Source organism: Janthinobacterium sp. (assembly GCF_031995485.1).
Taxonomy (GTDB): Bacteria; Pseudomonadota; Gammaproteobacteria; order Burkholderiales; family Burkholderiaceae_D; genus Janthinobacterium.
This window is the reverse complement of the sequence record NZ_DAMAGB010000005.1, coordinates 42,004-63,866: the sequence shown is the minus strand read 5'-3', so window position 1 is coordinate 63,866 and position 21,863 is coordinate 42,004. Positions and strand designations below refer to the sequence as shown.

Annotated in this window: 22 protein-coding genes; 10 read left to right on the top strand and 12 right to left on the bottom strand. The window is 63.1% G+C overall.

Features of this window, described 5'->3' with window-relative positions:
- Positions 1–14: 14 nt before the first annotated feature.
- From gshA to RTQ46_RS05345, 6 genes are all read right to left on the bottom strand, one after another.
- On the bottom strand, positions 15–1,607 hold the full coding sequence (gene gshA / locus RTQ46_RS05370) for a glutamate--cysteine ligase (protein ID WP_312435091.1): 1,593 nt from the start codon (positions 1,605–1,607) through the stop codon (positions 15–17).
- 217 nt (positions 1,608–1,824) lie between these two features.
- Complete coding sequence (gene prmC / locus RTQ46_RS05365; protein WP_312435090.1) at positions 1,825–2,655, bottom strand: peptide chain release factor N(5)-glutamine methyltransferase; 831 nt, start codon at positions 2,653–2,655, stop codon at positions 1,825–1,827.
- A gap of 11 nt (positions 2,656–2,666) precedes the next feature.
- Positions 2,667–3,137, bottom strand: a complete 471-nt coding sequence (locus RTQ46_RS05360; protein WP_312435088.1) for a disulfide bond formation protein B — start codon at positions 3,135–3,137, stop codon at positions 2,667–2,669.
- A gap of 146 nt (positions 3,138–3,283) precedes the next feature.
- A complete protein-coding gene (prfA, locus tag RTQ46_RS05355) occupies positions 3,284–4,360 on the bottom strand; it encodes a peptide chain release factor 1 (protein WP_312435087.1) in 1,077 nt (358 codons plus the stop codon).
- Between the two features lie 84 nt (positions 4,361–4,444).
- On the bottom strand, positions 4,445–5,719 hold the full coding sequence (gene hemA / locus RTQ46_RS05350) for a glutamyl-tRNA reductase (protein WP_312435086.1): 1,275 nt from the start codon (positions 5,717–5,719) through the stop codon (positions 4,445–4,447).
- 62 nt (positions 5,720–5,781) lie between these two features.
- Positions 5,782–6,486 (bottom strand): response regulator transcription factor, encoded by a 705-nt coding sequence (locus RTQ46_RS05345; RefSeq protein WP_312435084.1) that lies wholly within the window; start codon positions 6,484–6,486, stop codon positions 5,782–5,784.
- A 179-nt stretch (positions 6,487–6,665) separates the two neighbouring features.
- On the opposite strand from RTQ46_RS05345, the gene RTQ46_RS05340 reads away from it, so the two are divergent.
- Positions 6,666–7,169: a hypothetical protein gene (locus tag RTQ46_RS05340; RefSeq protein ID WP_312435082.1), complete on the top strand. Its 504-nt coding sequence runs from the start codon at positions 6,666–6,668 to the stop codon at positions 7,167–7,169.
- 14 nt (positions 7,170–7,183) lie between these two features.
- Here RTQ46_RS05340 and minE read toward each other — a convergent pair whose 3' ends face one another.
- The 4 genes from minE to metE all read right to left on the bottom strand — a co-directional run bounded on the left by minE (position 7,184) and on the right by metE (position 11,592).
- A complete protein-coding gene (minE, locus tag RTQ46_RS05335; RefSeq protein ID WP_312435081.1) occupies positions 7,184–7,435 on the bottom strand; it encodes a cell division topological specificity factor MinE in 252 nt (83 codons plus the stop codon).
- Position 7,436: 1 nt separating this feature from the next.
- Positions 7,437–8,252, bottom strand: coding sequence for a septum site-determining protein MinD (minD, locus tag RTQ46_RS05330; RefSeq protein WP_312435079.1), 816 nt, complete (start codon positions 8,250–8,252; stop codon positions 7,437–7,439).
- Between the two features lie 38 nt (positions 8,253–8,290).
- Positions 8,291–9,028 carry a septum site-determining protein MinC gene (gene minC, locus RTQ46_RS05325; protein ID WP_312435219.1) on the bottom strand — a complete coding sequence of 246 codons (738 nt, stop codon included), beginning with the start codon at positions 9,026–9,028 and terminating at the stop codon, positions 8,291–8,293.
- Between the two features lie 227 nt (positions 9,029–9,255).
- The gene (gene metE / locus RTQ46_RS05320) at positions 9,256–11,592 is read right to left on the bottom strand and encodes a 5-methyltetrahydropteroyltriglutamate--homocysteine S-methyltransferase (RefSeq protein WP_312435078.1); all 2,337 of its coding nucleotides are present in this window, start codon (positions 11,590–11,592) and stop codon (positions 9,256–9,258) included.
- 112 nt (positions 11,593–11,704) lie between these two features.
- Here metE and RTQ46_RS05315 point away from each other — a divergent pair, with 112 nt between their 5' ends.
- From RTQ46_RS05315 to phbB, 4 genes are all read left to right on the top strand, one after another.
- Positions 11,705–12,613, top strand: coding sequence for a LysR substrate-binding domain-containing protein (locus tag RTQ46_RS05315; RefSeq protein ID WP_312435075.1), 909 nt, complete (start codon positions 11,705–11,707; stop codon positions 12,611–12,613).
- 126 nt (positions 12,614–12,739) lie between these two features.
- Positions 12,740–13,177, top strand: a complete 438-nt coding sequence (phaP, locus tag RTQ46_RS05310) for a TIGR01841 family phasin (RefSeq protein ID WP_312435074.1) — start codon at positions 12,740–12,742, stop codon at positions 13,175–13,177.
- 249 nt (positions 13,178–13,426) lie between these two features.
- Positions 13,427–14,605: an acetyl-CoA C-acetyltransferase gene (locus tag RTQ46_RS05305; RefSeq protein ID WP_312435073.1), complete on the top strand. Its 1,179-nt coding sequence runs from the start codon at positions 13,427–13,429 to the stop codon at positions 14,603–14,605.
- Between the two features lie 87 nt (positions 14,606–14,692).
- Positions 14,693–15,433: an acetoacetyl-CoA reductase gene (gene phbB, locus RTQ46_RS05300; RefSeq protein ID WP_312435072.1), complete on the top strand. Its 741-nt coding sequence runs from the start codon at positions 14,693–14,695 to the stop codon at positions 15,431–15,433.
- A gap of 248 nt (positions 15,434–15,681) precedes the next feature.
- Here the strand turns inward: phbB and RTQ46_RS05295 are convergent, their stop codons facing one another.
- Positions 15,682–16,305: a LysE family translocator gene (locus RTQ46_RS05295; protein ID WP_312435070.1), complete on the bottom strand. Its 624-nt coding sequence runs from the start codon at positions 16,303–16,305 to the stop codon at positions 15,682–15,684.
- 154 nt (positions 16,306–16,459) lie between these two features.
- On the opposite strand from RTQ46_RS05295, the gene RTQ46_RS05290 reads away from it, so the two are divergent.
- The 4 genes from RTQ46_RS05290 to RTQ46_RS05275 all read left to right on the top strand — a co-directional run bounded on the left by RTQ46_RS05290 (position 16,460) and on the right by RTQ46_RS05275 (position 18,981).
- A complete protein-coding gene (locus tag RTQ46_RS05290) occupies positions 16,460–16,942 on the top strand; it encodes an Lrp/AsnC family transcriptional regulator (protein WP_312435069.1) in 483 nt (160 codons plus the stop codon).
- 32 nt (positions 16,943–16,974) lie between these two features.
- Positions 16,975–17,931, top strand: coding sequence for a prolyl aminopeptidase (gene pip, locus RTQ46_RS05285; protein ID WP_312435068.1), 957 nt, complete (start codon positions 16,975–16,977; stop codon positions 17,929–17,931).
- 106 nt (positions 17,932–18,037) lie between these two features.
- The gene (locus RTQ46_RS05280) at positions 18,038–18,478 is read left to right on the top strand and encodes a DUF2721 domain-containing protein (protein WP_312435067.1); all 441 of its coding nucleotides are present in this window, start codon (positions 18,038–18,040) and stop codon (positions 18,476–18,478) included.
- Positions 18,479–18,525: 47 nt separating this feature from the next.
- Positions 18,526–18,981, top strand: a complete 456-nt coding sequence (locus tag RTQ46_RS05275) for a hypothetical protein (protein ID WP_312435066.1) — start codon at positions 18,526–18,528, stop codon at positions 18,979–18,981.
- A 26-nt stretch (positions 18,982–19,007) separates the two neighbouring features.
- Here the strand turns inward: RTQ46_RS05275 and RTQ46_RS05270 are convergent, their stop codons facing one another.
- On the bottom strand, positions 19,008–19,604 hold the full coding sequence (locus RTQ46_RS05270; protein WP_312435065.1) for an SRPBCC family protein: 597 nt from the start codon (positions 19,602–19,604) through the stop codon (positions 19,008–19,010).
- Between the two features lie 189 nt (positions 19,605–19,793).
- On the opposite strand from RTQ46_RS05270, the gene RTQ46_RS05265 reads away from it, so the two are divergent.
- The gene (locus RTQ46_RS05265; protein ID WP_312435064.1) at positions 19,794–21,821 is read left to right on the top strand and encodes an NADPH-dependent 2,4-dienoyl-CoA reductase; all 2,028 of its coding nucleotides are present in this window, start codon (positions 19,794–19,796) and stop codon (positions 21,819–21,821) included.
- Positions 21,822–21,863 lie beyond the last annotated feature (42 nt).

The window sequence follows — 21,863 nt, the reverse complement described above, 5'->3', positions numbered from 1 at the left end:
AGTTTACAGGGAACTCAGGTGTGCGAGCAGAGGGTGCTGGCGCGGTAGGACGCCACGTAGTCGTCGAAGCTGCCCTGCGGCGCCGCTTCCATGGCGCGCTGCTCGGCCAGCGAGGTGGCGGCCAGCCGGTCGAAATACGCGCTTTGTTCCGGCGCCGGTGGTTGTGCACGGAAAAACGCCGCATGGCGCTCGCTTTGCTGCAGGCCGAAGGCGGCAAACGAGCCGCCGTTGGCGCGCAGTTCGCGCAGCACGCGCGCCGAGGGTGTCGCATCCGGATCAGCCAGTTTCACCGCTTGCGCGGCCAGGCTGTCGGCATGGGCCGTGCCGCCGCTGCGCGCGTCGAGCAGCGCCGCCACTGGCGCGATGCGCGCCAGCAGTTCTTCGCCCCAGGCCTGCAGCGAGATGTCTTCACCGTCGCGGCGCAGCATCAAGCCGGGCTTGCGGCCTTCCTTGACGGTGCGCGCAAAGTTGGCCGTGTAGCAAGTGCCCTGTTCGCTTGAGATCGGCGCGCTGTCGTCGAGCGCGCAGAACAGCAGAAAGGCGTCGAGGAAGCGGCCCGTTTCCAGGCTGATGCCGACCGGCTCGAACGGATCGACGTCCATGCAGCGCACTTCGATATATTGCACGCCGCGCAGGCACAGCGCCTGGATCGGGCGCTCGCCGGTGCGGATCACGCGCTTGGGACGGATGGTCGAATAGTATTCGTTCTCGATCTGCAGCACGTTGGTCGACAGCTGTATCCACTCGCCGTCCTTCTTGGTACCGAGTTCGGCGTACGGCGCATACGGGTCGTTGACGGCGTGCGTCAGCGCGCTGACATAGTCTTCCAGGCTGTTCTCGTGCGGACGCAGGCCCGACTGGGCGTCGTTCTGGTAACCGAGGTCGCTCATGCGCAGGCTGGTGGCGTACGGCAGGAACAGGGTGTCGCCGGACAGGGTGTCGAGCTTGTGCGCGCGGCCGCGCAAGAAACCGGACGCCAGCGCCGGCGAGGCGCCGAACAGATACATCAGGAGCCAGCTGTAGCGGCGGAAATTGCGGATCGTCGCCAGGTAGCTTTCCGACTGCACGTCTTTTGCCGTGGTCGCCGTGGTGGCGCTGGTGGACTTGTCGGCGGCCAGCAGCTGCCACAGGCCTTCGTCGAGCGAGTAGTTGTAGTGGATGCCGGCGATGCATTGCATGGCCTTGCCATAGCGCAGCGCCAGGCCGCGACGGTACACATGCTTGAGCATGCCCATGTTCGAACTGCCGTAGTTGGCGATCTCGATCTGCTCTTCGTCGGGCAACTGGCCCGGCATCGACTGGCTCCACAACAGCTCGTCGCCCAGGCGGCTGTAGGCATGGCGGTGCACGGTATCGAGTTGCTTGATCGTGAGGGCGATGTCGGGTTCGGCCGGGGTGATGAATTCGAGCAGGGCTTCGGCGTAGTCGGTGGTGATTTCAGGGTGGGTCAGCGCCGAGCCCAGCGCGGCAGGATGGGGCGTGGAAGCCAGATGGCCGGCGTGGTCGACGCGCAGGGTTTCACGCTCGATGCCGCGCAATCCGCCCAGCAGCGCGCGGTTGGCATCTTCGGTCAGCAATGCCAGGCGGCGAGTCAACAGGTTGGGCAATTTGAGCTTCCTTTCTTGTGCAGCAGATAAATGTGGTGCTGAGATTAACCGAAAATGCGCAATTGCGTCGGCGGCCTCCCAAAAATCGCCGCGCCGCCAGCATCCGCCCGGGAAAGCAGGGCAGCGTGGCGGTCAGGAAGCGCTTGATATTTTAACAAACTGGACGCTGGACGGCGCGTTGCGCGGTCAAGCGGGTGGACGAGAACGAAAAAATACTTCAGCCGTGGCGGCCGCCGGACACGCGTTCTATATTGGCCAGGTCGCGCCAGCTTTGCGACTGGTTGAAACCGGCAAGGACCAGCAACTGGCGTACCTGGGCCGCCTGGTCATAGCCATGCTCCATCAGCAACCAGGCCTTGGGTGCCAGGTGGCGCGCGGCGCCGGTCACGATGGTGCGCAGCGCCGACAGGCCGTCGGCATGGTCGGTCAGCGCGCCAGCGGGCTCGAAGCGCAAATCGCCTTCGGCCAGGTGGCGGTCGCCGCTGGCGATATACGGCGGGTTGGAGACGATCAGGTCAAATTTCTCCGTGCCCAGCGCTTCGAACCAGTCGCTGGCCATGAAGGTGATATTGACGCCGTTGGCGCTGGCGTTGCGGCGCGCCACGGCCAGCGCCGCGCTGCTGACATCCAACGCCGTGACCACCGCGTCGGGCCGCGTATGGGCCAGCGCCACGGCAATCGCGCCGCTGCCGGTGCCCATGTCGAGCACGCGCCCGCCCGGTGGCAAACGGTCCAGCGCCAGTTCGACCAGCACTTCCGTATCGGGGCGCGGGATCAGCACGGCATCGCTGACGGCAAACGGCAAGCCGAAAAATTCGCGCTGGCCGACGATATACGCCACCGGTTCGCCGCGCAGGCGGCGTTCCATCAGGCCAGACAGGCGCTGCGCCTCGTCGCCGGTCAGCACGCGCTCCGATTGCGTGATCAGGCCCACGCGCGACAGGCCCAGCGCATGGCCGAGCAGGATGCGGTTATCGACCGCATCGAGGGGAGAGCCCTGTTGCAGGGCGCCGACGGTGCTGCCGGCGGGGATCAATGTTTCAGACATGGTGCTTTCAATTATTTTTTGCGGCGCAGCAAGGTCCACAGCAAGCCGATGGCAAAGATGGCGAACCAGACAAATGCCCATTGCGGGATCGACAGGCCGATGAACGGCTCGCCCGCGTTTTCGCAGGCGCCGTACGATTCGAACATGAACGGCATATACTGGGCCGTGAAGATCTTGTTGAGCGCCGTTTCCACCGGATCGATGCCGCAGGAAAAACCGGGGTGGGCCAGCACATACAGGTGTTTTCCCGCCACGCCCAGGCCGCCCAGCGCGGCCAGCAGGCCGATGCCCGCGCCGATCGCCGGTGTTTTTGACGCCGCGCCGATCAGGCAGCCGATGGCAATCGCGATGAACAGATAGCGCTGGATCACGCACAGCGGGCAGGGCGCCATGTTCATCACATGCTGCAGATACATGGCCGTGCCCAGCATGACGAAGCACAGGGCGGCGATAAGAAGAAGGACGGTGCGGGAGTTTTTCATGGGCGACACGGTAAGGTGGATGGAATTTTAGCCATGCATTCTCGCACAAGGGGAAAATGTTGCTGCTTAACCTCTACTTAAACCCAACTGCAAATGCCGGGGTCGGACCCTGAGGGTCCGACCCCAGTCCCTGCCTTTGGGTTGTTTTAATCCCCCAGCGCCGCCAAAAGCTCCGCCTGGTGTTCCGCCGCCAGCGCATTGGTCAGTTCCGTCAAATCCCCATCCATGATGAAGTCCAGCTTGTACAGGGTCAGGTTAATGCGGTGATCGGTCATGCGCCCCTGCGGAAAGTTATAGGTGCGGATGCGCTCGCTGCGGTCGCCCGAGCCGATCAGGCTCTTGCGGGTGGCCGCTTCTTTCGACTGCTGCTCGCGCAGCTGCACGTCCTTGATGCGGGCGGCCAGCACTTTCATGGCCTGCGCCTTGTTCTTGTGCTGGCTGCGGTCGTCCTGGCATTCGACCACGATCCCGGTCGGCAAGTGGGTAATGCGCACGGCCGAGTCGGTCTTGTTGATGTGCTGGCCGCCGGCGCCCGAGGCGCGGTAGGTGTCGATGCGCAGATCGGCCGGGTTGATGTTGACATCTTCCACCTCGTCTGCTTCCGGCATCACGGCCACGGTGCAGGCCGAGGTGTGGATGCGGCCTTGCGTCTCGGTGGCCGGCACGCGCTGCACGCGATGGCCGCCCGATTCGAATTTCAGCTTGGAGTAGGCGCCATTGCCGACCAGGCGCACGATCACCTCGCGGTAGCCGCCCAGGTCGGAGTCGGAGGCCGACACCAGTTCCACCTGCCAGCGGTTGCGTTCGGCAAAGCGCGTGTACATGCGCAGCAGGTCGCCCGCAAACAGGGCCGACTCGTCGCCGCCGGTGCCGGCGCGAATTTCCAGGAAAATATTGCGCTCGTCGTTCGCGTCCTTCGGCAGCAGCATGGTCTGCAGTTCGCGTTCGAGCTGCGTCATGGTGGTTTTCGCTGCCTCGATTTCTTCTTGCGCGAAATCCTTCATGTCGGGGTCCGCCAGCATTTCCTGCGCCGTGGCGATGTCGTTGCCCGCTTCCTGGTAGGAGTGGTACAGCGCCACCAGCGGACCGAGTTCGGCATGCTCGCGCGTCATCTTGCGGTAGGTGTCCATATTCGACGTGGCGTCCTGGTGCATCAACAGTTCGTCGAGTTCAACCAGGCGGTTCGCCAGTTGATCGAGCTTGGACAGCATGGATGGTTTCATAGCGCTTCGGGGTAAAAAGTGAATGAGGGGACAGGCCGTGGCTGCGCGCCGGCTGGCCGGCGCAGCGGGTGACAAGCGGGGACGCTAACGGCGTGGGCGGAACAGTTTCGGCAACAGCGTGGCCAGCTGCTTGCGCTCGTCGCCTTGCGCGCGGTGCAGGGCCTGTTGCGGGCCATGCATGAACTTGGCCGTCAGGCCTTTCGACAAGGCTTCCAGTACGGCGTCGATATCGGCGCCCTTGGCCAGCATCTTGCGCGCGCGTTCGACTTCCATCTGGCGCAGCGTTTCGCTGCTTTCGTGCAGATCCTGGATCACCGGCACCATGGCGCGGTCGTCGACCCAGGTCATGAACGACTGCACGCGCGTCTCGATGATGGCTTCGGCCTGCGCCACGGCGGCCTGGCGGCTTTCCAGACCCGTCTGCACCACCTTGCCCAGGTCGTCGACGGTATACAAAAACACGTCGTTCAGGCGGCCCACTTCCGTTTCGATATCGCGCGGCACGGCCAGGTCGACCATGAACATCGGCTTGTGGCGGCGCGCCTTGATGGCGCGCTCGACCAGGCCCAGGCCCAGCAGCGGTAACGATGAGGCCGTGCACGAGATGACGATGTCGAACTGGTGCAGTTTTTCCGGCAGGTCGGCCAGGCGGATCGCCTTGCCGTTGAAACGGTGGGCCAGCGCCTCGCCGCGCTCCATGGTGCGGTTGGCGATCGTGATGCTGTGCGGATTCTGCGCCGCAAAATGGGTGGCGCACAGCTCGATCATTTCGCCGGCGCCGATGAACAGCACGTTCTGCTCGGAGATCTTGTCGAAGATGCGCTGCGACAGGCGCACGGCGGCGGCCGCCATCGACACGCTGTGCGCGCCGATCTCGGTGGTGCTGCGCACTTCCTTGGCCACCGAAAAGCTGCGCTGGAACAGTTGATGCAAGTAAGTGCCCAGGCCGCCCACTTCATCGGCCGTGCGGATCGCGTCCTTGATCTGGCCCAGGATCTGCGTTTCGCCGAGCACCATCGAATCGAGCCCGGAGGCGACGCGGAAGGTGTGGCGCACGGCATCGTGCTGCGGCAGCATGTACAGGTGGGGGCGCAGTTCGCTGTAGCTGAGCTTGTGATAATCGGCCAGGAAATGCGCGCCCGCGTCGAGCGGATTGGGTACCCGGCTGGCCGCATACAGCTCGGTGCGGTTGCAGGTCGACAGAATTGCCGCTTCGTCATTGTCACGCAAGTCGATGCGCTGGAACCAGGTGCGCGCCGCCACCACCGCCTGGCCCAGATGCTCAGGCGAAAACGCCAGCTGTTCGCGGAGCGACACTGGTGCAGTGGTGTGATTGAGGCCGACGGCTAACAGTTGCATGTGAGGGCAGTGGGATGACTTATGCCGACATTATAGCGCTTTGTGCCCGTTGCTTGAGCAGGTCAGCCGTTTGGCTCCTGGCCGCCCAGCTTTTCCAGCCGGTAACCATAACTGTAAACCGGCACCAGCCGGTAGCCGTGTTCGGGTTTCAGCTGCAGCTTGTTGCGCACGCGCGAGACATGGGTGTCCATGGTGCGCGAGGGCAGGGCCGTGTCGCGCTGCCAGACGGCCTCATGGATATAAGCGCGCGACAGGGGCCGGCCCAGGTTGCGGAAAAACAGCAGCGCCAGGGCAAATTCCTTGTGCGTCACATCGAGCAGCTCGCCATCCATCAGCAGCCGGCCAGCCCGCGTTTCAAAAATGTAATTGCCAAATTGCAGTTGCTCGGCGCCGCTCTGGGTCGGATAGGCCATGCGCAGCAGCGCCTGGGCCCGCAGCGCCAGTTCGCTGCGCCGCAGCGGCTTGACCAGGTAATCGTCGGCGCCCGCCCTGATGCCGGCGACGATATCGTCCTCGCCGGAACTGTTGGTCATAAACAACACCGGCGCCTTGGGCGCCAGTTTTTCGCGTGCGCGGCGCAGCACTTCGGCGCCGTCCAGATCGCTGCCCTGCCAGTCGAGGATCAGCATGTCGCAGCTATCCTTGCGCAGCTGGCCCAGCATCTCCCTGGCACTCTGGAATTCATGACAGGCATGGCCGGCTGCGGTGAGCACCTGGCAGATCAGTGCTGCCTGACTATGGTCGCTATCGAGTACGGCAATTCGCATAATTGGCTGGAGTGTGTAACAACAAACAGACAGACCACGCTGCTTATCGTAATGTTAAGGAATGCTCTGATGAAATATAACAGAGATTGCAACTGTGTCCAGTGAAATCGAAAGGCCGCCTTTCCGGCCGCACTTTGCCGCCACACTTGGACGTGTTCTTACCGCATGGAGAAACGCGTATGCCAGATGACACTGTCACTGATTGGAATTTGATCCCGGGCACGCTGGCCGAAATCGAACAGGCGCGCGAGCGCTGCCGCCGCCTGGTGGGCCGGCGCGCCATGATGTCGGCCGGCACTTCGGCCATCCCGATTCCCGGCATCGACCTGATGTCGGACGTGGGCCTGCTGTCAATGCTGATCAATGACATCAACCACGAATTCGGCCTGACGCCGGAGCAGATCGAAAAACTCAACCCGCAGTTCAAGCTGATGGCCTATCGCGTGGCGATCGGCATGGGCGGCATGCTGGTAGGCAAACTGGTGACGCGCGAGCTGATCATCCACCTGCTCAAGCGCAGCGGCGTCAAGCTGGCCACCAAGCAGGTCGCCCGCTTCGTGCCATTCGCCGGCCAGGCCGTGGCGGCCGCGCTCGGCTACGCCGTGTTCCGCCAGATCGGCAACCAGCACGTCAACGCCTGCGCCGCGGTGGCGCAGGAATTGATTACAGTACGACCGAGCTGAGCGAGCGGTAGCGGTCAGGCGTCCGGCAGCACCACGTTGACGTCGAGCACTTCCAGGTTGCCCTGGCGGTCGAGCGAGATCTTGATGTCTTCGGCGTTGACCTTGGTGTACTTGGAAATGACCTCGATCAATTCCTTGTGCAGGGCCGGCAGGAAGTCGGGGCCGTCGCGGCCGCTGCGTTCGCGCGCGATGATGATCTGCAGGCGTTCCTTGGCCGCGCTGGCCGATTTCGGTTTGGGGGGGAACAGGAAAGAAAGCAAGGCCATATCACTTCGTCCCAAAAATGCGCTGGAGCAAACCAGGTTTTTCATAATTGGTGAAGCGCAGCGGCACTTCTTCGCCGAGGAAACGCGAAACCACGTCTTCGTAGGCTTGCGCCACGTCGGTGCCCTTGAAGTGGATCGCCGGATTGCCCTGGTTCGACGCAGCCAGTACCTGTTCCGATTCCGGAATGATGCCCACCAGCGGGATGCGCAGGATTTCCTGCACGTCCTGGTAGGACAGCATTTCTTCCGACTCCACCCGCTTCGGCGAGTAGCGCGTGATCAGCAGGTGTTCCTTGACCGGTTCGCCGCCGGTCTGCGCGCGGCGCGACTTGGCTTGCAAAATGCCCAGGATGCGGTCCGAATCGCGTACCGACGACACTTCCGGATTGGTGACGATAATGGCTTCGTCGGCAAATGTCAGCGCCATCAGCGCGCCGTGCTCGATGCCGGCCGGCGAATCGCAGATGATGAACTCGAAGCCCATGTTGATCAGGTCGTTCAACACGCGTTCCACGCCTTCCTCGGTCAGCGCGTCCTTGTCGCGCGTCTGCGAGGCGGGCAGGATGAACAGGTTGTCGCAGTGCTTGTCCTTGATCAGCGCCTGGTTCAGCGTCGCTTCCTTGTTGATCACATTGATCAGGTCATAGACCACGCGGCGCTCGCAACCCATGATCAGGTCGAGATTGCGCAGGCCCACGTCGAAGTCGAGCACGGCTGTCTTGTGGCCGCGCATGGCCAGGCCAGTGGAAAAGCTGGCGCTGGAGGTCGTTTTGCCGACACCGCCCTTGCCGGACGTCACAACAATAATTCTTGCCACAAATAATCCTTTTCAGATATCTCGTTGAGTTGTGCAGTTCAAGAGCGGTTTACGGGGGTGACCGGTTTGACAGAGTGTATCTCGATTCTGTCGCCAGCCAAGCGAATTTGCGCCGGGCCGCCCTTCATTTCCGGCGTAAAACCATCCTCGAAGGTGCGGTACACGCCGGCGATCGACACCAGCTCCGGTTCCATCGCCAGCGCAAAGATGCGCGCCTGCGGGTTGCCCGAAGCGCCAGCCAGCGCGCGGCCGTACAGTGACGAATACACGTGGATGCTGCCGTCGGCGATGATTTCGGCGCCATTGTTGACCACCGCCGTGATGATCAGGTCGCAGCCGCGCGCATAAATGCGCTGGCCGGCGCGCACCGGCGTATCGATCACCATCACCTGCGCTTCGGCGCCGGACTCGGCGGCCAGGGTCGGGCCATCCTTGGCGGGCGCATCGTCGCGCGTCTTGCCGCTGTCCAGGCTCAGGCCCTGCGCCAGGATGGCGTCATGCATGGCCGGTTCGGCATTGCGCACGGCTACCGCGTTGAGCCGGTATTTTTTCAGCAGCGCCACCAGCGCGCCCCAGTCGACGGGCGTATCGCCAGGCATCAGGTCGGCCACGTCCAGCACCGCCAGGTCGTCCTCGAAAAAGTCGGCCACGCCGCCCGTCATGTCGTGCAAGGCCGCATCGAGCGCCTGCGTGTCGGCGCCATGCACGATGGCAGAGACGGCGACAACGGTGGAAATCTTGATTTCAATCGGCTTCGGCGGCAGGCTTTTGGACATAAACATGGGTCAGAGTGAGACTGCGGAAGGCCAGGTGCCTGATCGGTTCACATGGAAAGCAGTAAATTTCTTGCATTCTACTGCAAAAAAAACGCTGTCAGGGGCCGCACGGATGCTATTCCGTAGGGCAACATGTGCTTCACGTCAAAAAACAAAGGGCGGCGCCCGTTCAAACCGGGACGCCGCCCTGAAAGCAGCCATGCATGCGGCCTGTGAGCCGCCGCTGGTTATACTGCCATGCTGGCGCCGCGCATCTGCCTGGCCGCCTGCACCATATTGGCCAGCGCCGCTTCGGTTTCCTGCCAGCCCCGCGTTTTCAGGCCGCAATCAGGGTTCACCCACAGGTTGGCCGGCGGAATCACCGCGCTGGCCTTTTGCAGCAGCCGCACCATCTCGTTGACGGTGGGAATGCGCGGCGAGTGGATGTCATACACGCCGGGGCCGATTTCGTTCGGATACTGGAACTGCCCAAAGCCGGTCAGCAGTTCCATGTCCGAGCGGCTGGTCTCGATCGTGATCACGTCCGCATCCATGGCGGCAATCTGCGGCAGGATGTCGTTAAATTGCGCGTAGCACATATGGGTATGGATCTGCGTGCTGTCGCCCACGCTGGAGGCCGCAATGCGGAACGCGCGCGTGGCCCACTCCAGGTAGCCATGCCACTGGCTGCGGCGCAGTGGCAAGCCTTCGCGGATGGCCGGCTCGTCGATCTGGATCATGCCGATGCCGGCCGCTTCCAGGTCGGCTACTTCGTCGCGTATCGCCAGCGCAATCTGCAAGGCCGTGGTGGCGCGCGGCTGGTCGTCGCGCACGAACGACCATTGCAATATCGTGATGGGTCCCGTCAGCATGCCTTTCATCGGCTTGTCCGTCAGGCTTTGCGCGTGGACCGTCCAGGCCACCGTCATGGCGGCCGGGCGCTGCACGTCACCATAGATGACGGGCGGCTTCACGCAGCGCGAGCCGTACGACTGCACCCAGCCCAGGCGGGTAAATAGAAAGCCGTCGAGCTGCTCGCCAAAGTATTCCACCATGTCGTTGCGTTCGGCTTCGCCATGTACCAGCACGTCCAGGCCCAGCGCTTCCTGGCGCTGGACGGCATGCGCGATTTCCTCGCGCATCGCGTGTTCATAATCGGCCCCCGTCAGTTCACCACGCTTGAAGCTGGCGCGGGCGGCGCGGATGGTGCTGGTCTGCGGAAACGAGCCAATGGTGGTGGTGGGAAAGTGCGGCAATTGAAAACGCGTGCGTTGTACCGCCTGGCGCAGCGAAAAGCTGGAATCGCGCCGGTCGATGGTAGGTGACAAGGCCTGCAGGCGCTGCGCCACGTGCGGGCGATGCACGCGCGCGCTGGCGCGGCGCCCGGCAATGGCCAGGCGCGACACGGCCAGCGCGGTGCTGTCGGCCTTGCCAGCCAGCGCGTCTTTCAGCAGGGCCAGTTCTGCCAGCTTCTCGGTGGCAAACGCCAGCCACGATTTGAGTTCCGGATCGAGACCGGTTTCCGGCGCCAGCGTGAACGGCGTGTGCAGCAGGGAGCACGAGGGCGCCAGCCACAGCTTGCCGCCGCGTTTGTCAGACAGCGGCTGCAGCACGGCCAGCGCCGCATCGAGGTCGGTGCGCCAGATATTGCGGCCATCGACGATGCCGACCGACAGCACTTTATGCGCCGGCAGCCAGTCGGTGACACTGATCAGTTCATGCGGCGCGCGGATGCCGTCCACATGCAGGCCGGCCACGGGCAGGCGGCAGGCCATGCTGAGGTTTTCTTCCAGCGGCGAAAAATACGTAGCCAGCAAAATGTTGACGCCCACCTGGTTCAGCTGCCAGTAGCTGCTGTCAAACGCGCTGCGCCAGGCGTTCGGCAAGTCCAGGCCCAGGATCGGTTCATCGACCTGCACCCAGGTCACGCCCTGCTGTTTCAGGCGGGCAAGCAGGGCGCCGTAGACCGGCAGTAATTGATCGAGCAGGGCCAGGCGGTCGAAGCCGGCGGTTTTTTCCTTGCCCAGCCACAGAAAGGTGAGCGGGCCGATCAGTGCCGCTTTCACCTGGTGACCGAGCGCCTGCGCTTCGGCCACTTCGTCGAACAGGCGCTCGCAGGTCAGCGAGAACTGCGTCTGCGGTGAAAATTCCGGCACCAGATAGTGGTAGTTGGTGTCGAACCATTTGGTCATTTCCAGCGCGTAATGGTTGGACGCCGGCGCGCCGTCGGCATGGCCGTGCTCATGCGTACAAATGGCGTGATCGGCTTGGCTTTCCTCGCCGCGCGCCATCTGAAAATAGCGCGACAGTTGCGATTGCTGTTCGTCAAATGCGAAGCGGGCCGGCTCGCAACCGAGCAGCTGAATATGGTTGGCGACCTGGTCATAGAAGGCGAAGTCACCGACGGTCACATAGTCCAGGCCGGCGTCGCGCTGCAGCGCCCAATGGCGCGCGCGCAATGCTTTGCCAGTCTGTTCCAGCGCGGCCTCCGACACTTCGCCGCGCCAGTGGCGTTCCAGCGCAAATTTCAGTTCACGTTCTGCGCCGATACGGGGAAAACCAAGAATATGGGTGTGTATGCTCATGATGTCATCGAGATTTAATGTGGATAGGCTAGAGTGTGCGGCAATCTGCTCTATAATAAAAACGAAACCTTTTGACGATTAACATGAAAAATATTCACGATACCAAGGGCCCATGCTGGAAATTCGCCACCTGCGCACGCTGAGCGCCTTGCGCTCTTCCGGCAGCCTGGTGCGCGCCGGGCAACTGCTGAACCTGACGCAGTCGGCGCTGTCGCACCAGATCCGTTTATTGGAAGAGCGCTACAACGCGCCGCTGTTCGAGCGCAAGTCCATGCCGATCGCGTTTACCGCCACCGGCAGCCGGTTGCTCGAACTGGCCGACAAGCTGCTGCCCGAAATCGAGCTGGCCGAACGCGAGGTGGCGCGCCTGTCGCAGGGCGACAAGGGACAGCTGCGCGTGGCGCTCGAATGCCATACCTGTTTCGACTGGCTGATGCCGGTGATGGACGCGTTTCGCCAGCGCTGGCCGGAAGTGGAAATCGACCTGGTGTCCGGCTTTCACAGCGAGCCGGCCGAGCTGCTGCGCTCGGGCGAAGCGGATCTCGTGATCGGCTCGCCATACGGTCCCGACTTCACGGTATTTCCGCTGTTCCGCTTTGAAATACTGGTGGTGATGGCGCAAAAGCACCGGCTGCAGGCGCAGCGCCGGCTGGCGCCCGCCGATTTCAGTGGTGAAACGCTGATCACCTATCCGGTGCCGGAAGAGCGCATCGACCTGATCCGCGAAGTACTGCGGCCGAACGGCATCGCTTTCGAGCGCCGCACGGCCGAGCTGACGGTGGCCGTGCTGCAGCTGGTGGCCAGCCGGCGCGGCATTGCCGCTTTGCCGAACTGGGCGATCAAGAACTATGTCGATTACGATTACGTGGTGGCGCGCCCGGTCGGCGAACACGGCCTGTGGAGCGACCTGTTTGTCTCGGTGCCTCCAAGCTTGCAGGACAAGGCGTATGTGCGTGATTTTGTCAGCGTGATACGCGAGCAGTGCGCGGCGTCGCTGGACGGTATCAAGTTGTTGTCTTGATGATCGTTGAATTGGAAACAATCCAACAAAGAAGCTTGAGATAGATCAAGGGATTACAAAGAGCTGCCGCTTACAGTTGAGCACTGTGCGGCGCAACATGGCACCGCTTCAATCAAGGAGGTATGCATGTTTTTCATTTCCGAACTCGTATCCCAGGCCGGCAAGGCCGTCTACGCCAGCCAGCTCGACAGCGCCCAGGCTTTTGCCGAAGCCGCTTTCGACACTAGCGCCCGGCTGGCCGAACTGCAGCTCGATGCGGCGCGCGCCTCGCTGGCAGCTTCGACAGTAGCGACCCAGCAATTGCTGTCGGCCAGAGATCCGCAAACGTTGCTGCAGCTGTCGCGCACGCAGTCTCAACTGGCGCTCGATCGCATCGGTTCATATGGACGCCAGGCAAAGGAAGTTGCCCAGGACACGCAGGCGAATCTGACCGCTGTGACAAATGGTGAGTTTGCTGCATCGCGTCAAAAATTCGGCGAGTTCTTGCAGGCGGTAAAGGATACTCCGCTCCCTCTGCTAAACCCCTTTAATAATTTTCTAAAAAGCCCTTTCGGCGCTGCATAGGAAGGGTATGATAAATGGACTCACTCGTGTCCATGGCACGAGCGTTGCGACCCAGCAGCGGCTATCCGCCGCGCCAGGCCGCCCGCCATGTGCGTCAGGCCGGCTGCGATCGCTTGCCGGCCACGCCACCGTGGCGCGACTGAACTGATCGCGCATGCCATTGCATGATCATTGAATACTGCGCAGCCTGCTGCGTTTTCCCGGATTCATCAACACCTTGGCCGCATGGCCAGCATATCGGAGAAATACATGGATGATGTCGTAATCGTGGCCGCAGGCCGTACCGCAGTGGGTAAATTCGGTGGCAGCCTGGCCAAGATTCCTGCGTCCGAACTGGGCGCACACGTAATCAAGGGCTTGCTGGCACAGACCGGCATCGACCCCAACCTGATCAGCGAAGCGATCCTGGGCCAGGTACTGACGGCCGGCGTCGGCCAGAACGCTGCGCGCCAGGCCGTCATCAAGGCCGGCTTGCCCAGCGCCATTCCGGCGTTCACCATCAACAAGGTATGCGGCAGCGGCCTGAAAGCCACCCACCTGGCCACGCAGGCGATCAAGTGCGGCGACGCCAATATCATCATCGCCGGCGGCCAGGAAAACATGAGCGCCTCGCCGCACGTGATGAACGGCTCGCGCGACGGCTTCCGCATGGGCGACTTCAAGATGGTCGACACCATGATCGTCGACGGCCTGTGGGATGTCTACAACCAGTACCACATGGGCACCACGGCGGAAAACGTCGCGAAAAAATATGAAGTCTCGCGCGCCGAACAGGACGAGTTCGCCCTGCAGTCGCAGCTGAAAGCGGAAGCGGCGCAAAAGGCGGGCAAGTTCAAGGATGAAATCCTGCCGCTGGAAATCACCACCAAAAAAGGCACTGTCGTGTTCGACAGCGACGAATACATCAAGCCGGGTTCGACCATCGAATCGCTGGCCGGCCTGCGCCCTGCATTCGCCAAGGATGGCACGGTCACCGCCGGCAACGCCTCCGGCCTGAACGACGGCGCCGCCGCCGTCATCATGATGTCGGCCACGCAAGCGAAGGAACTGGGCCTGAAGCCGCTGGCACGCATCAAGGCGTACGCCACGTCGGGCCTCGATCCTGCCGTGATGGGCATGGGTCCGGTTTCGGCCTCGCGCCTGTGCCTGAAAAAAGCCGGCTGGACGCATGAAGAAGTGGACCTGATGGAAATCAACGAAGCGTTTGCCGCGCAGGCGATCGCCGTGAACAAGGAAATGGGCTGGGATACCAGCAAGATCAACGTGAACGGCGGCGCGATTGCCCTCGGCCACCCGATCGGCGCCTCGGGCGCGCGCGTGCTGGTCACCCTGATCCACGAAATGATACGCCGCGACGCCAAGAAGGGCCTGGCAGCGCTGTGCATCGGCGGCGGCATGGGCGTGGCCCTGGCCATCGAACGCGACTAAGTTCTGCGCAGCGGCCCCGGCAGGCGGATAACGTCTGCCGGCAGATATAAAAAATTTCAGCAATAGAACGACACTGAGGGGATGAAAATGGCAAGAGTTGCATTAGTAACCGGCGGCATGGGCGGGCTGGGCGAAGCGGTGTGCTTCAAGTTGGCGGCACTGGGCTACCGCGTGGTCACCACGTATTCGCCAGGCAACACCAAGGTGGACGAATGGCTGGCCACCACCAAGGACCAGGGCTACGACTTCAAGGCCTATCCGTGCGATGTATCGGACTACGATTCGGCCGCCGCCTGCGTGGCGACGGTGGAAAAGGAAATCGGCCCGGTCGACGTGCTGGTCAATAACGCCGGCATCACGCGCGACATGACCTTCAAGAAGATGGACAAGCCGAACTGGGACGCCGTGATGGGCACCAACCTGGACTCCGTGTTCAACATGACCAAACCGGTCTGCGACGGCATGGTCGAGCGCGGCTGGGGCCGCATCATCAATATCTCGTCGGTGAACGGCCAGAAGGGCGCGTTCGGCCAGACCAACTATTCGGCCGCCAAGGCCGGCATGCACGGCTTTACCAAGTCGCTGGCGCTGGAAGTGGCGCGCAAGAACGTCACCGTCAATACCATCTCGCCCGGCTATATCGGCACCAAGATGGTGATGGCGATTCCACAGGAAGTGCTGGACAGCAAAATCATCCCGCAAATCCCGATGGCGCGCCTGGGCAAGCCGGAAGAAGTGGCCGGCCTGGTGGCCTACCTGGCATCCGACGAAGCGGCGTTCGTGACCGGCGCCAATATCTCGATCAACGGCGGCCAGCATATGTCGTAAGCGGTAGCACATGATCATCAAAAGGCAGCTTCGGCTGCCTTTTTTTGTTGGCTGGCTTGGTGGCGGTGATGGTGTTGTCGGGTTACGCGCGAAGCGCTAACCCGACCTACGCCTGCCTTTTTGTTTTGACGGTTTGGTGGTGTTGTCGGGTTACGCACCATGCGCTAACCCGACCTGCATTGCTGTGGCTTGATCGTAGGTCGGATCAGGCCGCAGGCCGTAATCCGACAACCTTGTTGACACAACGCTCAACCGAGCACCAGCCGCCCCGCCAGCAGCATGAACACGGTCGGCAGCACGAACTTGCCATACGGCGAAGGCTTGCCGCGCAGCCGGCGCGCCAGGCGCGCGGCCAGTACCGCGTAGACGGCGTCGAACAGCAGCCCCACCAGCACCAGCGCGGCGCCCAGGCGCAAGTATTGCAGGCCCATGGATTCGCCATGGGCGACGACGAATTGCGGCAGGAACATGCTGCAAAACAGCAGCGCCTTGGGATTCAACAGATTGGTCAGGAAGCCGCGGACAAAACTGGCGCGCGGGCTGTGCGCGGTGGCCGGCGCCGCCGTCTCCTGCGCCGTTGTTTTTGACAGCGCCGATTGCAGCAATCGCGCCGCCAGGTAGAACAGATATGCGGCACCGGCCCACTTGACCCATTGCAATGCTTCTGGATGCGTCACCATCAGCGCGGCCAGGCCCGCGCCCGACAGCGCCACATGCATGGCGCGCGCGCCGGCAATCCCCAGCGCCGTGATCAGGGCCGTGCCCACGCCGCGCGCGGCGCCCGTCGCCAGCACCAGCGCCATGTCGGGACCGGGCAATAAAAAAGCACCGGCCAGTGCCAGCAGATACATCAAAAAGGTAGAATCGGACATGGTAGGCGCCAGCATCAGGTTGGACATCGGCAGCACCGCTCTCACGGTGCGCAGGCCGCCATTATGTTCTTGCCTAATTGAAATGTGCTTGCTATTCCTGCCTGCCTTGCTCTAGTATCTGGGTAGATTCCACCCCTAAAAAAACAATAAATAGATGAAAATTTCAGAAGTAAGCCTCGATGCCACCGATTTGCAGATATTGAGGCTGTTGCAGGAAGAAGGACGGTTGTCGAATGCCCGCCTGGCCGAGCGCCTGAAGCTCAGTGAAACGCCGGTCTGGCGCCGCTTGCGCCGCCTGGAAGAGGAAGGGTTCATTACCGGTTACCAGGCGCTGCTCAACCGCAAGAAGCTGGGCATCGGCCTGGTCGCATTCGTGCGCATCGTGTTTGCCAACCATGGCGGCGAACAGCCGTCGCAATTCGAGCAGGCAATCGCGTCGATCCCCGAGATCCTGTCGTGCCACAATGTGGCCGGCGAGGCCGATTATTTCCTGCAAGTGGTGGCGCGCGACCTGGAGGCATATGGCGAGTTCGTCTCCAACGTCTTGCGCCGCCTGCCGGGCGTGGCTGAAATCCAGTCCAGCCTGTCGATGCGCGAGATCAAGTCGTCGAACCGGCTGCCGCTGCTGCCGGCCTGAACCGGCCGCAGCTCCATACAGAAGGACGCATCATGCCCGATACCCTGTCACCGTTGTTTCCCCCTTTGTCGCCAAACCGCCACGGCATGCTGGCCGTCGATGACCTGCACACCATTTACTGGGAAGAGTGCGGCAACCCCGACGGCATTCCCGTGCTGTTTCTGCATGGCGGCCCCGGCGCCGGCCTGTCGCCGCAGCACCGCCGCTTCTTCGACCCGCAGCGCTACCGCGTGATCCTGTTCGACCAGCGCGGCGCCGGCAAGTCGACGCCGCTGGGCGAATGGCGCAGCAACACCACGCAATTGCTGATCGACGATATCGAAACGTTGCGTGCGCAATTCGGCATTGCGCAGTGGCTGGTATTCGGCGGCTCCTGGGGTTCGACCCTGGCGCTGGCGTATGGCCAGGCCCATCCCGAAGCCTGCCTGGGCTTCGTGCTGCGCGGTATCTTCCTGTGCACGCAAGCCGAGATCGACTGGTTCATCGAAGGCGTGCGCTGGTTCTATCCCGAATTGTATGAAGAATTTGCCGCGCTGATTCCGCAAGCCGAGCGCGGCGACCTGCTGGCCGCTTACGTGAAACGCATCCTCAGCAGCGACCCGGAGGTGTACTGGCCGGCCGCGCGCGCCTGGAGCCGCTTCGAAGGGCGCCGCGTCTACCTGATGCCGCAGCCGGAAGATGCTTCCAACGATGCGCTGGACCTGGGCGTGGGCCGGCTCGAATCGCACTACATGGCCAACCTGGGCTTTTTCGAGGAAGACCAGCTGATCCGCAACCTGCACCGCATCGCGCATTTGCCGGCCGTCATCGTGCAGGGCCGCTACGACGCCATCTGCCCGCCGCTGTCGGCCTACCGCCTGCACCAGGCCTGGCCCGGCTCGCAGCTGGAGATGATCCCCGACGCGGGCCACGGCGCGCTCGAGCACGGCATCGCCTCGGCGCTGGTCAACGCCACGCAGCGGTTTCGCCCGGGCCGCGGCTTCGCCTAGCGGGCACGCGCGCGGCTGCCTATCGTTGCAGCCGCCGCGCCTGCTACACTAGCGCCTGTGCCGGCACCGGTGTCGGGCGGCCGCGCGAACCATAGACTTTTTATCCATGAACATACAGATCGGCGACATTGGCCACATCATCCAGCTGGCGATTGCGCCCGTATTCCTGCTGACCGGCATCGGTACCATGCTGGTGGTGCTGACCAACCGCCTGGGCCGCATCATCGATCGCACGCGTGTGCTGGAAGACCGGCTCGACATCGGCTACAACGATTTTTACATGGACGAACTCGATACGTTGTACCGGCGCACCCATCTGATCAATTATTCGATTTCTCTCAGCACAGCGTGCGGTTTCTTCGTCTGCATCATTATCGCCATGCTGTTCCTGGGCGATATTCTGAACCTGACGCTCGATAAATATATCGCCGTGTTTTTCGTGCTGGCCGTGCTGTGCCTGATCGGCTGTTTCATTTATTTGCTGCGCGAGATTTATCTTGCCGCCACCGCCCAGCGCATCCGGCGCCATATCCGCCCGCCTCGCTGAGCGGCCAGCGCCGGTTTTACCCCTATTACTGAAGATTGAGTCCGAGCATGCACGATTACCAACGCCCCCCAACCCTGCACCGCTACGGCCAGCGCAGCGAACTCGAACTGGCGCTGAGCCTGGGCCAGTTCCGCCTGACCCCGGCCGGCAACTGCCTCACGCTGAGTTTTTCGCAAGTGTGGGACAAGAAACTGTTCGACCTGTTCGCGCCGGCCGACAGCTGCCTGATCATCCATAACACGGAAGAGTTCGGCGAGCGCCTGCACCGCGCCGTGCAGCGCACGCTGCCCAGCTGGGCAGGCATCGACGGCCTGGTCGAATACGGCCAGCGCGCCGCCCTGGGCGCGGCATTTACCAAGACGCGCGAAGAAGCGGTCGAGCAGGAATGGCTGTTTGCCTGGCGCTCGATGCAGCCGCAGGCCAGCCTGAATCCGGTAACGGTGAAATTGGGCAACCTGGAAAACTACGCCGAGATCCGCGACCGCGATACGTATCTGGCTTGATGCGCTGGCTTGATGCGCTGGCCTGATTATTTGGCCACGGCCGGCAACGGCTGGCCATCGATGCGCGCCAGCACGGCGCCCATCATGCGCTCGATATCGCTGCGTATCATGGTCGTGCCCAGCATGCCGGGCACATAAAAGCCCGGCATCAGCCGGCTGGAAAAGACGATGCGCGTGCCGCCCGTCTCGGGCATGGGCGTGAGCGCCCAGCGCGCTTCGTAATGGCGCATGTCGCCCGAGATCAGGTCGATATCGATCGATGTCATCGGCGTTTCCATCGCCCGCACCACCAGCCGGATCGGGTGGCTCATGAACAGGAAGCGGGCCGTGCCCTGCTGCTCGAGGATGACCTCATTGCCGTTGCGCGACAGCACGCGGCAGGAGCTCAGGTCGGGCACGAATTCGCTCATGCGCTCGTAGCCGGTCAGGGTTTTCCAGACGGCCGCCGGCGCCGCCTGCACCACCGCGTTGGCGCTCACTTCATACATGCGCTGGGCATCGACCTCGATGCGCTTGACCTCGACTTTCAGGCGCGAGTTGTCCGGCCGGGGCGCCTGCGCCAGTGCCGCGGCAGGCCAGGTGGCGGCAGACAGCATCAGCAGGCAAAGGAGGAATCGGCTCATGCAGGCTAGCCTACGGTAAAGTTCCGGCCGGCACAAGCTGTGCTCGCCGCCATTGTGCGCTTGCGAACATATGGCGGCTGGTCTTTTAGAACCCCCGGTCTAGAGAAAAGCACTGCGCCCATCCGCAATGCTTGCTACCGTACGCCTGCTGAACGTCGCCGCCGCACGTTGCATGACACCGAGTACGCCATGACCGCCTATCCCCACCTGCTGGCCCCGCTCGACCTGGGCTTTACCACCTTGCGCAACCGCGTCATCATGGGCTCCATGCACACGGGCCTGGAAGACCGGTTTTATCACTACGGCAAGCTGGCCGCGTTTTACCGCGAACGGGCCCGGGGCGGCGTGGGCCTGATCGTCACGGGCGGCATTTCGCCGAACCGCCAGGGCTGGCTGCTGCCATTTGGCGGTACCTTGAACTTCCTCGGCGACGTGCCGAACCACCGCAAGGTGACGCGCGCCGTGCATGAGGAGGGCGGCAAGATCGTCATGCAAATCCTGCATGCGGGACGCTATGGCTACCAGCCGTTTGTCGTCTCGGCCTCCGCCAAAAAGTCGCCGATCTCGCCGTTTCGTCCGCGCCCGCTCACCGAGCGCGGCATCGAACGCACGATCAGCGACTACGTGCGTTGCGCGCGGCTGGCAAAAAAGGCCGGCTATGACGGCGTCGAGGTGATGGGCAGCGAAGGTTACCTGCTGAACCAGTTTCTGTGCGCGCGCACCAACCTGCGCAGCGACCGCTGGGGCGGCAGCATTGCCAACCGCATGCGCTTGCCGGTGGAGATCGTGCGCCGCATCCGCGCCGCCGTCGGGCCGCAGTTCATCATCATGTACCGCCATTCGCTGCTGGACCTGGTCGAAGGCGGCAACACCTGGGACGACGTGGTGGCGGTGGCCAGGGCGCTGGAAGCGGCGGGCGTGACCATCCTGAACACCGGCTACGGCTGGCACGAGGCGAGGGTGCCGACGATTGTCACCTCGGTGCCGCGCGCCGCGTTCGCCGGCGTGGCGGGGCGGCTGCGACGTGAAGTATCGATTCCCGTGGTGGCCTCGAACCGCATCAACATGCCGCAGGAGGCAGATGACATCCTGGCGCGCGGCGACTGTGACCTGGTATCGATGGCACGCCCGTTCCTGGCCGACCCGTATTTCGTGGCGAAAGCGGCGTCGGGACGCAGCGATGAAATCAATACCTGCATCGGCTGCAACCAGGCCTGCCTCGACCATACCTTTGCCAACCAGCGCGCCAGCTGCCTGGTCAATCCGCGCGCCTGCCATGAAACGGAACTGGTGTACGCCAGGAAACCGGTGGCCAAAAAAGTGGCGGTGGTGGGCGCCGGCCCGGCCGGCCTGTCGGCCGCCACCGTGGCAGCCGAGTGCGGCCACCAGGTCACGCTGTTCGATGCGGCCGGCAGCGTCGGCGGCCAGTTCAAGGTGGCGATGCGGATCCCCGGCAAGGAAGAATTCGCGGAAACCATCCGCTATTTCGAGCGCCGGCTGGCGCTGCTTGGCGTCGAGGTGCGCCTGGGCCAGCGCGTCACGCGCGAACAATTATTGGCCGGCGGCTTTGACGAGGTGATTGTCGCCACCGGCATCAAGGTGCGCCTGCCTGGCATAGCCGGCATCGACCACCCCAGTGTGCTGACCTATCTGGACGTGCTGCAGCACAAGGCGCCGGTCGGCAAGCGCGTGGCCGTGATCGGCGCCGGCGGCATCGGCTTTGATGTCAGCGAATACCTGCTGCACGACCCGGCGCAGCCGTTGCCGCAGCCGGTGGCCGCCTGGGCCGGCGAATGGGGCGTGGACCTGCATGCCGAGACGGGCGGCGGCCTGGTGCCGGCGCACGCTGCGGAACCGGTGCGGCAGATATTCCTGCTGCAGCGCAAGACCAGCAAGGTGGGGGCAGGATTGGGCAAGACGTCCGGCTGGGTACACCGTGCGGCGCTGGCGAGAAATGGCGTGTGCATGCTGGCTGGCGTCACCTACGACAGGATCGACGACCAGGGCCTGCATGTGACCATCGGCGGCGTGCCGCGCCTGCTGGCGGTGGATAACGTGATCATCTGTGCGGGGCAGGACAGCCTGACGGAGCTGATGCCGGCGCCCGAAGCGAAGGGCGGCCCGCGCTTTCATGCGATCGGCGGCGCCGCGCTGGCGGCCGAGCTCGACGCCAAGCGGGCGATACGGGAAGGGGCGGAATTGGCCGCCAGATTGTGAAAACACGCAGGTCGGATCAGGCCCGTCGGGCCGTAATCCGAC

Coding starts and splice junctions, on each gene's coding strand:
- RTQ46_RS05265 (WP_312435064.1), top strand. CDS start 19,794: ATGACCGCCTATCCCCACCTGCTGGCCCCGCTCGACCTGGGCTTTACC.
- RTQ46_RS05270 (WP_312435065.1), bottom strand. CDS start 19,604: ATGAGCCGATTCCTCCTTTGCCTGCTGATGCTGTCTGCCGCCACCTGG.
- RTQ46_RS05360 (WP_312435088.1), bottom strand. CDS start 3,137: ATGAAAAACTCCCGCACCGTCCTTCTTCTTATCGCCGCCCTGTGCTTC.
- phaP (WP_312435074.1), top strand. CDS start 12,740: ATGTTTTTCATTTCCGAACTCGTATCCCAGGCCGGCAAGGCCGTCTAC.
- RTQ46_RS05295 (WP_312435070.1), bottom strand. CDS start 16,305: ATGTCCGATTCTACCTTTTTGATGTATCTGCTGGCACTGGCCGGTGCT.
- RTQ46_RS05275 (WP_312435066.1), top strand. CDS start 18,526: ATGCACGATTACCAACGCCCCCCAACCCTGCACCGCTACGGCCAGCGC.
- RTQ46_RS05280 (WP_312435067.1), top strand. CDS start 18,038: ATGAACATACAGATCGGCGACATTGGCCACATCATCCAGCTGGCGATT.
- minE (WP_312435081.1), bottom strand. CDS start 7,435: ATGGCCTTGCTTTCTTTCCTGTTCCCCCCCAAACCGAAATCGGCCAGC.
- phbB (WP_312435072.1), top strand. CDS start 14,693: ATGGCAAGAGTTGCATTAGTAACCGGCGGCATGGGCGGGCTGGGCGAA.
- RTQ46_RS05305 (WP_312435073.1), top strand. CDS start 13,427: ATGGATGATGTCGTAATCGTGGCCGCAGGCCGTACCGCAGTGGGTAAA.
- metE (WP_312435078.1), bottom strand. CDS start 11,592: ATGAGCATACACACCCATATTCTTGGTTTTCCCCGTATCGGCGCAGAA.
- prmC (WP_312435090.1), bottom strand. CDS start 2,655: ATGTCTGAAACATTGATCCCCGCCGGCAGCACCGTCGGCGCCCTGCAA.
- RTQ46_RS05315 (WP_312435075.1), top strand. CDS start 11,705: ATGCTGGAAATTCGCCACCTGCGCACGCTGAGCGCCTTGCGCTCTTCC.
- hemA (WP_312435086.1), bottom strand. CDS start 5,719: ATGCAACTGTTAGCCGTCGGCCTCAATCACACCACTGCACCAGTGTCG.
- minC (WP_312435219.1), bottom strand. CDS start 9,028: ATGTCCAAAAGCCTGCCGCCGAAGCCGATTGAAATCAAGATTTCCACC.
- RTQ46_RS05345 (WP_312435084.1), bottom strand. CDS start 6,486: ATGCGAATTGCCGTACTCGATAGCGACCATAGTCAGGCAGCACTGATC.
- RTQ46_RS05340 (WP_312435082.1), top strand. CDS start 6,666: ATGCCAGATGACACTGTCACTGATTGGAATTTGATCCCGGGCACGCTG.
- prfA (WP_312435087.1), bottom strand. CDS start 4,360: ATGAAACCATCCATGCTGTCCAAGCTCGATCAACTGGCGAACCGCCTG.
- pip (WP_312435068.1), top strand. CDS start 16,975: ATGCCCGATACCCTGTCACCGTTGTTTCCCCCTTTGTCGCCAAACCGC.
- RTQ46_RS05290 (WP_312435069.1), top strand. CDS start 16,460: ATGAAAATTTCAGAAGTAAGCCTCGATGCCACCGATTTGCAGATATTG.